Origin of the sequence: Proteiniphilum sp. UBA5463 (assembly GCF_002427225.1) — a bacterium.
Taxonomy (GTDB): domain Bacteria; phylum Bacteroidota; class Bacteroidia; order Bacteroidales; family Dysgonomonadaceae; genus Proteiniphilum; species Proteiniphilum propionicum.
Window position 1 is genome coordinate 1,643 of the sequence record NZ_DIQL01000053.1, and the last position, 10,826, is coordinate 12,468.

The window sequence follows — 10,826 nt, forward strand, 5'->3', positions numbered from 1 at the left end:
TTAGCTGCTACCTTTATTAGCGCATCGGCCATTTTGTCTGCAAATGCACAGCAGGCAACACCCTATCAGGTGGAATATCAAACTCCGCAAAACTACAAGGATTACCGCTTTTCCATTGGCGGCGGTTATGCTTTTCGATTGGGGAAAGTGCAAAAAACCGGCGACTCCAAAATCGATGACATGAATAAAAAATTACGTCACGGTTTCACTGTTGACGCCGATGCACAATACTTTTTCAAGGAAGGCTGGGGATTGGGCTTGAATGCCAACTATTGTTCGGCAAGCACCTCGGGCGATAACATCACCATTCCCGGATTAAACCAAAGCGTAAATTACAAGGAAACACAGAGTTTTCTTTACGTTGGACCATCGTTTGTAGGGCGCAATGAATCTGAAAAATTTTTGCTGGTGTCCAACTTCGGTATTGGTCCGCTTTTCGTTAACAGCGACATGAACCTGAGCGGAGTGAATATAAACGGCAGTAAAACAACTATTGGTATAAATGCCGGAGTGGCGGGCGAATATAAAGTAAACAGCAAAACGGGTGTCGGGCTTAAGTTATCGTATGTTATGGGTACAATCGATAACATGAACGTGGAAGGTCATAATTATAAATCGGAGGAAAAAATCAGCGTATCCAACCTGATGGCTACACTATTTATCAGCTTTAGATCTTGGTAATAAGAGCTTTATAATCTGCTATTTAATTATAAATCATGAATAAAAGAATCACTTCTTTAGTTTTGTTGTTATTGTTGACAATATCCACTTTCGCACAATTTCGCACAGGAGTAAAAGGCGGTGGAAACATCTCGAACATCAATATGAACATGAACGGTGTGGAACTGGAAATCTACAAGCCCCGCATGGGAGTGCATGCAGGATTTATGGCTGAATATATGTTTGGAGCCCACTTCGGATTACAGACAGAATTACTGTATGTATACAGCGGTGCAACCATTAACTCTGACAAATACACGCAAGGGTTGGAGGTCCCCGAAGGAGTTGAAATGGAGGGTTATGCAGATATGCACACATTCCAGCTGCCTTTGTATTTAAAAACAAAGTTCGTTGTATCTCCCACGATCAAGCTGTATGTTATGGGTGGCGGGTTTGCCACGTTTACGCCAACAGCCGAACAACACGTGCGAACGTCTTATGAAGGAGAATCCATGAAAGTGAAATGGAGTTTGTTTGATTCCAAAATTCGCATTCTGGATGTAGAAGAGAGTAACGTGTATATGCAACAGCGGTGGAACGCAGGTCTAGCAGCCGAAGTGGGCACCGAAGTGATGGACAGACTAACGGTCGGTGTAGGTTTCAGACATATATTGAACAATATGGCGGCATTTGGATATCTTGTTGGAGGCGGTTCCGTAAAACCCACCACGAAGATGTGGACGACAAATATCTCGGTGGGGTATTTCTTCTGACTTTTATCAGCAAGGCGATTTCAAAACAATATCGCATGGTTTCATTCTGAAACACGAGAGTCTACCTCCCTACCCGATATTAGGGAAAACAAGATGAAGCGAGAAGTTGCCTGTTACAGATTCATCAATCGACTAAAAATAAGACATTAAAGAAACAATTATACACGCTGGTTAAAACAGTTATTTGTAAATGATATAACTTCTAAAAATCAAACATATGGAAAGGAGTAATCACTCACTTTTAAAATTGATTTTTGTAAGTTGTTCATTATTCATATCAAGCATAGGTTTCACAGCATGTGAAAAAGAGAACTCCGATGAGCCTGAACTTCCCCGTCTTACCGGACGATTCTTCTATATGGACAACACCTACGAACTCGATCATGGAATCATATACAGAGACGCCGCCCATGCAGGAACACACGGTATTTACCTCTTTTCGGAAGACGGGCGCAACAAGGTGGATTTGTCCTTTATCGTACAAAGCTGGCCGACCGAAACGGGACCGCCTGTTGCAAGTGACCGGCTGTTGCCGGGATGGTATCAATTTATGGGCGAAACTGGACAAACAGTTTGCAACAGGGTAAATGCGAAACTTAGTCTCGCTTATCGCTCTGATTTTTCTGAACGTTTCGAGGACTCGTATCCCCATTATGCATTATTTCTTACGCCTACAACAAAACGATACAGATAGCGAAAGAAAATGGATCTACGATGCCAAAACAGGGGTTCGATAAGTATTTGAACTTAAATGTCGGTAACGAGGAGGTGCATATTGAATTTTGTGGAGAAGGCCATACCTGCGATAACATTATTGGTTATTTCCCTTTGGAAGATATTATGTTTGGCGGTTGTTTAATAAAAGAAGCAAGAGCAGGAAAGGGTAATCTCGCGGAAGCGAATGTAGAAGAGTGGTCGGAAACGGTAAGAAAAGTAAAGATGAAATATCCAAAAGTAAAAAAAGTTATAACCGGACACGGAAAATACGGCGGAATTGAACTTTTGGATTACACGATTGAGCTATTTGAATGAAAGAAAGGGAAAAAATATCCCATCTGGATGGCAAGAGACAGTGACTACTGCGACCCGGGCTTATTCTTTACTAAAGCATATTAAACTATGAAATGAGATTGCCTTAACAAACTTAATTTGACAATCCCGTAGACAAAGTTAAATTTGATATCTGATGACAAATGAAAAAACCCGCTCCTCTGCCCGTCTTACCAGAACGGGATGAGGGAGCGGATTTGTAATGATTAAAAAATTACCGGATGATCACTCACCCATCAGCACATGCATTATCTCGCATGCCGATTTGGTGACTGAGGATCCCGGGCCAAAGATAGCTGCTACGCCGGCACGGTACAGAAAATCGTAGTCCTGCGCGGGAATCACGCCTCCGGCAATCACAATGATGTCGGGACGTCCCAACCGTTTCAGCTCTTCAATCACCTGTGGCACAAGCGTTTTATGGCCTGCCGCCAGAGAGGATACGCCCAGAACATGCACATCGTTCTCCACCGCCTGGCGTGCAGCCTCGGCAGGTGTCTGGAACAGGGGCCCCATATCCACGTCGAAACCGCAGTCAGCATAGCCGGTAGCTACTACCTTGGCGCCACGGTCATGTCCGTCCTGCCCCATTTTAGCGACCATGATCCTTGGCCTGCGCCCCTCCTTGCGGGCAAACTTGTCTGTGAGAGCACGCGCTTCTTCTAGCGTTGCATCTCCTTTTGATTCTGATGAGTACACGCCTGAAATTGTTCTTATTACTGCATTATAACGTCCTGCTACTTTCTCGCACGCATCGGAGATCTCTCCCAGGGTAGCACGAACCCGGGCAGCTTCGATAGAGAGCTGAAGCAGGTTTCCCTTCTTTGTTTCCACACAATGAGTGATGGCGTCGAGTGCTCTACGTACCGCTTCGTTATCGCGGCCTGATTTCAGAGCATTTAGCCTTTCAATCTGTTGCTTGCGAACTTCAGTATTATCCACCTCCAGAATATCTATGGGATCTTCATGATCGAGACGATAACGGTTTACACCAATAATTGCCTGAACATTGGAGTCGATACGAGCTTGTGTACGGGCTGCGGCCTCCTCGATGCGCATTTTTGGGATTCCAGTTTCTATTGCTTTTGCCATTCCACCCAGTTTTTCTATCTCCTGGATAAGCTCCCACGATTTTTCCACCAGTTCCTGGGTGAGTGACTCCACATAGTATGATCCGGCCCATGGATCGACCTGGCGGGTGATCTGCGTCTCTTCCTGAATATATATCTGCGTATTTCGTGCGATGCGTGCAGAGAAGTCAGTCGGCAGGGCAATGGCTTCATCGAGGGCATTGGTATGGAGCGACTGGGTGTGTCCCAGAGCGGCAGCCATAGCCTCGATACAGGTACGTCCCACGTTGTTGAAGGGATCCTGTTCGGTGAGCGACCAGCCAGAAGTCTGTGAGTGTGTGCGTAGTGCCATCGACTTTGGGTTCTTCGCGCCAAAACTCTTGACGATCTTTGCCCACAGCAAGCGTGCCGCACGCATCTTGGCTATCTCCATAAAGTGATTCATGCCGATGGCCCAGAAGAACGACAGACGCGGGGCAAATGCATCAATATCGATGCCGGCATTGATACCTGCGCGAAGGTACTCAATTCCGTCGGCCAGGGTATAGGCCAGTTCAATATCTGCTGTAGCGCCTGCCTCCTGCATATGGTATCCCGAGATGGATATGGAATTGAATTTTGGCATCTTCTGTGAGGTAAACTCAAAGATGTCGGCAATGATCTTCATCGAGAATTCCGGAGGGTAGATGTAAGTGTTACGAACCATAAACTCTTTCAGAATATCGTTCTGGATGGTTCCTGCCATCTCTTCCAGCTTTGCACCCTGTTCCTGTGCTGCTACGATATAGAATGCAAGGATGGGCAGTACGGCACCATTCATGGTCATGGAGACCGACATCTTGTTCAGGGGTATACCATCGAACAGTATCTTCATATCTTCCACCGAACAGATGGAGACTCCCGCTTTTCCCACATCGCCCACTACCCTCTCGTTGTCAGCATCATAGCCACGGTGCGTGGGAAGGTCGAAAGCCACGGAGAGTCCTTTTTGTCCCGAAGCCAGGTTGCGGCGGTAGAATGCGTTTGACTCTTCTGCTGTGGAGAAGCCGGCATACTGACGGACGGTCCAGGGGCGCATCACATACATGGTGGAATAGGGCCCGCGTAGATATGGAGGTATCCCGGCGGCATAGTTCAGATGCTCCATCCCTTCTAGATCTTCTTTTGTGTAGACCGGTTTTACCGGAATCTGCTCCGGTGTAATCCAGTCGGCCCTGATCTCATTTTTTTCAGCCCATCCGGCCACATCGGTCGAATAAAAACCGGCTGTTTGAATATCGATATCTTTAAAATTTGGTATCATTGGATTTTTGTTTTTTAATCATTTTTTCTGTCCGCCTGATTATTCAAACGGTTATGACGGAATCATATGAATGCTGCAATAACATTTCCTGCGACCAACAACAGGCTGAACGTCAGTACCAGTTGAGCCGTATGGGTATCAAGAAAACGGATTATGCCCAGATTGTCCATGGTGGCCTTCTTCATCAACCTTATATTCCTTATTGCGAGAGGGAAGCTGAGGAGGACCAAGAATGCGGGGGTAGGCAGAATCTGCATCATTACCATAATAGCAATCAACAGATAAGCTGCAAGCAGCATGGTCTGATAACAGATCTGAGATCCTTCAAGCCCCATGTTCATTGCCTGCGTGCGTATGCCTGCTGACTTGTCCTGCAGCATATCCCTGGTGTTGTTGGCATGCAGTATTGCAACTATAAGAAGTCCGACAGGAGTGCTCACAGCAAGCACCGGCCATATAATCCGGGTAGTCATAACATAAGCAAGCCCCAAAGCTATAGCCAGTCCGTAACAGATGAATATAAGCAGATCTCCCAGTGCTATATACTTGAATTTGTAATAGAACGTGGAACTGATTACTCCGATAGCTCCGATAACCAGTAACGGAAGGCCTGTATTAACCAGGAGGAAGATTCCAATTGCAATGCCGGCAAAAAGTAACGAATAACCATAGTAGAGAACAATCTTAGGCTTAAAGATGCCCTGCACTATTAACCGTGGTGGGCCTGTCTTCTCTTTTTTGTCCACGCCGCTCACAAAGTCTTGATACTCACCTATCAGGTTTCCCGACAAGTGAAATATTACGGCACCGATAAGCCCCAGTATACCAAGTCCCCACTCTACCTCAGCGACCTCTCCTCTTTTGAAGAGATAAAACACATAGGAGGCTGCTATAAGAGCCGGTGAGGCCGATGCAGGTACTGCCCACGGGTGAGCTACTATGATCCACTCTTTTAGTTTCGGCATTTTGTAAAATGATCGATTGTGAATTGTCTGTCTATAGTAGTTTATTATTAAACTCTTTCAATGTCTCAAGCACGTTGCTGCGTACATTGATGAAATGCTCAATTCCTACCGCTTTGAGGGCGTCCATGCAGGCGGGAGCACCAGCCACCACGAACAGCTCTTTTCCATCTTTGAGCAGGTTATAAGCTTCGGGTGCGAGGGTGGCATACTCATCATCGGAGGAGCAGAGCACCACAAGATCGGCGCCTATTTTACGGGCGGCTTTCACGCCCTCCTCCACCGTGTTGAAGCCAAGGTTATCGATGATCTCATAACCGGCACAGGCAAAGAAATTGCTCGAGAATTGAGAACGTGCAAGGCGCATAGCCAGATTACCGATGGTAAGCATAAATGCTTTGGGCCTTTTACCACTAAGTTCAGTTGCAAGTCTCAGTTCGTTGAAAGCATCGGCCAGGCGTACGGAGTTGAGTTTCTTTAATTGTGTATGAGAACTGCCGCTTCCACAGCCGCAACCGCTATCCTCTGTATTATTCTCAATCTTATCACTCATCAGTTCTGTGAAATTTGGATACTGATTGGTCCCCAGCAGTATCTCTTTTCGACTCGCAAGAGCGTTGAATCGGGCTTCCGCCGAGGTGTTGACAGCATCCTGTACGGTCCCGGCCTTCAATGCATTGTAGAAACCTGTATCTTCGGTTTCGAGAAACAGTTTCCAGGCCTGCCGTGCCAATGATGCGGTAAGTGTTTCTATATAGTAGGAACCTGATGCGGGATCGGTTATCTTATCGAAATGGGCCTCCTCCTTGAGCAGCAGCTGCTGGTTCACGGCAATACGTTTGGCAAAAGCAGAGGGCGACTCGAATGCCTCATCGAAGGGGCGGACTGTGAGTGAATCTACCGCACCAATGGTTGCCGACATGGCTTCCGTTTGAGTACGGAGCAGGTTCACATAAGGATCGTAGAGCGATTGGTTGAAACTTGAGGTGGTAGCGTGTATATTCATTTTCGCGGCGCATCGGCAAGTCCCGTCGGCTGCTTTATTGTCGCAATCGTGCGGGCATGGTGGCTTATAAGCATTCACAATCTCTGCCCACAACCAGCGAGCAGCGCGGAATTTTGCTATCTCCATGAAATAGTTGGAGCCTACGCCAAACTTGAACTTTATCTTTTTGGCAGCAAGTGACGGCTCAATTCCGTTTTCTATCAGCTTTGACAATACCTGATTCCCGTAGGAGAGGCTATAGCCCAACTCCTGGTAACTATAAGCCCCGGCATCGTTCATCCTGTCTCCGGTGACCGTGATTGCACGGTATCGCGGAAGCGGAGCGGTGATTTTCACTATTTCCACCACCTTCTCTGCCCAGTTGGGTTCGTCAACTCCTTTCTTAAGTATCTTTCTGAATGGATCGAACTCTATTGAGCCAAAGCAATCCATCAGATTCAGGTTCTGCGCACCCACATAATCGACTACCAGTTCAGCCAGGCGAATTGAGTGAGAGACACATGTCCTGAAGTTAAGCTCTACCTTGTCCGGGGCAATCCCTTTTAGCAATATCTCCAGATTTTGAGCAGAAAGCTCATTATCGGGTAGGTGAAAGCCGAATGAGGTGACTCCCCTTTCAAGCAGCGAAAGTGCCTTTTTGTTGGCTTCGGCAAAATCTTTCACGTCAATTTCCTGACGTACATACCATACATTATCCTTTCTTGTACCACGTACATAGGGAAATTGTCCCGGCAGGCTTTCGGCTGCAAGGGACCCTTCAATATCCTCAGCACGATAAAAAGGATTCACATCAAACCCTTCATTGGTTTTCCAGACCAGTCTTTTACGGAAGTCAGCCCCTTTCAGGTCTTTTGTGATAACTTCCATCCACTCTTCAGTGGAGACGGGAGAAAAATCGGCGAAAAGTTTCTCTCTCTGACTACTCATACATCTACTTTTTATTTATTATTTTCAGGTTTTTCCTGTAATTTGTTTTGAGGTTTTTAAAGAGTACAAAAATAGATTATTTTGCGCTCTTTTAAAAGAATTTACCAGCTTATTACCACTTTTAAGACGGAGGTTACCGGGTGTTCTTCAATTCGCTCAGTAGCCCGGTAATTTTTTCTGTAACAGCCTTTACATAGCGTTCACCCTTTTCGGCTGTCGATTTCTTGGGGTTGCCGATGCCGGTATCCGACGAGATCTCATCCCAGTGCCGGGGCATCCACCCTGTTTTACTATCAACAGCAGCTATTCTGCCTGGCCTCACCGCACCGTCTCCAGCCCTCTCCATCGATACCAGCTCTGGATGGTAGTGTAGCATTACCGATGTCTCCTGTTCACCCGCATGATCATCGGGTTGCTCTTCGAAAAAGCCACTTGTAGGAACAACGGAGTACCAGTCCACCACAACGATGCGGATATCGGGATATTGCATGGCCAGATCACGCACGTAGGGCTTGAAGGTGTTTCCTCCATGGCCGTTTATGATCATAAGATCTTTAAAACCCTGAATATGGAGTGATGTCACGATATCCTGCAGTACGGCCTTCTGTGTCTCGCTCCGCGTGTGAACACAGAAGGGCTTGTTCCATTGTCCCGTGTTTTGTGAACCTAAATAGACGGGTGGCATTACCATACATGTAACCCCCTTCTTGTATGCTTCTTCAGCACAATCGCAGGCAATCTCGTAAGAGAGGATGCAGTCGGTCAGATAGGGCAGATGGTAGTTGTGTGGTTCAACAGCTCCCCATGGGAGTATTGCAATGTCGTACTTGTGTTCCAGGACTTCTCCATAGTTTGTAGCAGGAATACGAAGAAAACTACTTTTTGGCATAATGAAATAATTTAAATTAACTACATAGATATCAGTCCGTTACGGAGACAGTAGAAAGTGAGTCCCGATACAGTTTTGATACCTGTTTTGGCTATAATATTCTTGCGATGTGTTAGTACCGTATTGTGACTGATATTGAGCTTCTCCGCGATCTCCTTATTTAATAATCCCTGAACGATTAGCAAAAGTATTTCTGTTTCCCGGCTTGTAAGGCGGTGGCCGTTACCATTCTGTCTGACGGCATTCTCATCGGTTATAGCGTTTTGCAGTTGACGTATACCAGATGAGTTCAGTTCATTAAGTTTAGGGAGGAGAACCTTATCGCGCAACCTGTTATGTACCGCGAGATCTTTCTCAAATGAGTGAATTGAGAAGATCACTGCATAGCTGAGATTTTGATTATAATCCTGCGAAATGTGCTTTATAAGAATGTTCTTAAGGTCATGAAGCAGATCGTCAGGAAAATCATCATCGTAATTGTCGATATCGCTAAGATAATCAGTCATCTTTTGCTTGAACTTCAGAAACAATGTTTGAAGCATACCCAGCTCTTTGCTTTCAGAGCCGCTAAGGGCGATAAACGCGTTCAGGTGTTTCTCGATATTGGGGACTAGCTCATGGATATAATTATCAACTGTATGGCGGAAATAACTTGCTATTGACTCCGCATCGAAAAGCGAAAGTGATGCATCGGGGATATAGGTCTCATCGAGATAAACATTAAGAACAGTCAGAATAAAATCGGGGTTGAGGCGGTGTTCCCTACAGAGGTCGCCCACACTCTTGTCACCAACACCTAAACGTATTCCAAAACGGTTCAGTACAGGGATCAGTTCATTGTGCTCCGCAAGCACGTCTGCCACAACACTATGTTTATTCAACAATGACACCAGGATTCTTAATTTTTTGATTTTGACCTGTCGGCAAATTTACTGCTGCGCCTATGCTCCTGATAAAAGTGACGGAAAGTATCCACAGGATGGAGAATAAGCATCCGTGGCCCTGCGGCACGCATAACCTCTTTGATCTTCATGCGCATCTCTTCCTTGTAACAATGTATCGGGCACATGGCACAGGTGGGTTTTTCTTCACCATAAGGGCAACGCTCCAGTCGTTGAAACGCGTACAGGCGCAGGCTTTCACACTCCCCACACAATTTCCCATTGCCGGAGTGTCTGGATCGGCAATAGATCGCGATCATTTTGCTGACAACCTTTTTTTCTCCTTCGTTCATTAACCCACAATTAAGCGAATTGTAAAAGTAGCGATTTTCTTTTTCCTCGCCAAATTACATTGCTGTTTTCATCTTGGGCTCGCCCGTTATTAACAGTTGCTGGAATGGATAAACAGGTCAAAAGTGAGGAAGATATTACCGTTTGGAGCTATCGCTCTGCAGTTGTACCGTGCGCATCTGCCTCAGAATATGTGCCTGCCGTTGTTTGATATATGGAGAAGGAGCTTTGGAGCTAAATTTCAAAGGGTTGGGCAGTGTAGCCGCAATCAGTGCCGACTGGCTTTCCGAAAGTTTTGCGGCGCTGGTACTGAAATGTTCCCTTGCCACAGCTTCGGCGCCATACACTCCTTTACCCGTTTCCATGCAGTTCAGATAGACTTCCAGAATCCGGTCTTTCGGCCACAGAAGCTCTAAAAGTACTGTGAAGTAAGCTTCCAACCCTTTTCTGAACCACGATGAGCGTGGCCATAAAAAGAGGTTCTTTGCCGTTTGCTGGGTTATGGTACTTGCGCCGCGTGCTTTTTTTCTGGTTTTATTCTCATCTATCGCTTTTCGTATCTCTATTCTGTCGAAACCTTTGTGTGAATAAAACCGTTGGTCTTCCGATGCTATCACTGCCCGTTTAAGGTTGTCGGAAATAGAATGGAAAGATACCCAGCGATGTTTTATCCGGGGTTTCTCACCCTCCGCCACAGATTGAACGGCTCTGATGACCATGAGAGGAGTAACATATACCGGTACAAACCTGAAGATACCCACTCCTCCGGCAGATAGAATAAAAAACCACAAAAGCAGTTTACCGAAAAATCGAAATAGTTTTTTCATTGTTCACCGTCCCACGTTATTAAAGGGTAGGACAAAGTTAGACAAATTTTTTTTCCTCACCTGAAACAGCAATATATTATTTAAAATGATATGTTTGAATACACTACTAACAGTCTCTTTCATTCCA

Annotated in this window: 11 protein-coding genes; 4 read left to right on the forward strand and 7 right to left on the reverse strand. The window is 45.9% G+C overall.

What is annotated here, in order from left to right; genetic code table 11:
* The 4 genes from B3B27_RS08870 to B3B27_RS08885 all read left to right on the forward strand — a co-directional run.
* On the forward strand, positions 1 to 681 hold a 681-nt coding region (locus B3B27_RS08870), incomplete at its 5' end, for an outer membrane beta-barrel protein (protein WP_286847299.1).
* Positions 682 to 716: 35 nt separating this feature from the next.
* Positions 717 to 1,433 (forward strand): porin family protein, encoded by a 717-nt coding sequence (locus B3B27_RS08875; protein WP_238865800.1) that lies wholly within the window; start codon positions 717 to 719, stop codon positions 1,431 to 1,433.
* Positions 1,434 to 1,650: 217 nt separating this feature from the next.
* The gene (locus B3B27_RS08880; RefSeq protein WP_238865797.1) at positions 1,651 to 2,127 is read left to right on the forward strand and encodes a hypothetical protein; all 477 of its coding nucleotides are present in this window, start codon (positions 1,651 to 1,653) and stop codon (positions 2,125 to 2,127) included.
* Positions 2,128 to 2,147: 20 nt separating this feature from the next.
* Entirely contained in the window at positions 2,148 to 2,465 is a 318-nt protein-coding gene (locus tag B3B27_RS08885) for a hypothetical protein (protein WP_286832225.1), read from the forward strand.
* 243 nt (positions 2,466 to 2,708) lie between these two features.
* On the opposite strand, the gene scpA is transcribed toward B3B27_RS08885, so the two are convergent.
* The 7 genes from scpA to mtgA form a co-directional block, all read right to left on the reverse strand.
* Positions 2,709 to 4,856: a methylmalonyl-CoA mutase gene (gene scpA / locus B3B27_RS08890; protein ID WP_238865793.1), complete on the reverse strand. Its 2,148-nt coding sequence runs from the start codon at positions 4,854 to 4,856 to the stop codon at positions 2,709 to 2,711.
* 62 nt (positions 4,857 to 4,918) lie between these two features.
* Positions 4,919 to 5,821 (reverse strand): prenyltransferase, encoded by a 903-nt coding sequence (locus B3B27_RS08895; RefSeq protein ID WP_238865791.1) that lies wholly within the window; start codon positions 5,819 to 5,821, stop codon positions 4,919 to 4,921.
* Positions 5,822 to 5,852: 31 nt separating this feature from the next.
* Positions 5,853 to 7,751 (reverse strand): methylmalonyl-CoA mutase family protein, encoded by a 1,899-nt coding sequence (locus tag B3B27_RS08900; RefSeq protein WP_286832234.1) that lies wholly within the window; start codon positions 7,749 to 7,751, stop codon positions 5,853 to 5,855.
* Positions 7,752 to 7,884: 133 nt separating this feature from the next.
* On the reverse strand, positions 7,885 to 8,640 hold the full coding sequence (locus B3B27_RS08905) for a creatininase family protein (protein ID WP_238865784.1): 756 nt from the start codon (positions 8,638 to 8,640) through the stop codon (positions 7,885 to 7,887).
* 20 nt (positions 8,641 to 8,660) lie between these two features.
* On the reverse strand, positions 8,661 to 9,503 hold the full coding sequence (locus B3B27_RS08910; RefSeq protein WP_286832237.1) for a LuxR C-terminal-related transcriptional regulator: 843 nt from the start codon (positions 9,501 to 9,503) through the stop codon (positions 8,661 to 8,663).
* A gap of 35 nt (positions 9,504 to 9,538) precedes the next feature.
* Entirely contained in the window at positions 9,539 to 9,874 is a 336-nt protein-coding gene (locus B3B27_RS08915; protein WP_238865779.1) for a nitrous oxide-stimulated promoter family protein, read from the reverse strand.
* A 135-nt stretch (positions 9,875 to 10,009) separates the two neighbouring features.
* The gene (gene mtgA / locus B3B27_RS08920) at positions 10,010 to 10,699 is read right to left on the reverse strand and encodes a monofunctional biosynthetic peptidoglycan transglycosylase (RefSeq protein WP_238865777.1); all 690 of its coding nucleotides are present in this window, start codon (positions 10,697 to 10,699) and stop codon (positions 10,010 to 10,012) included.
* Positions 10,700 to 10,826 lie beyond the last annotated feature (127 nt).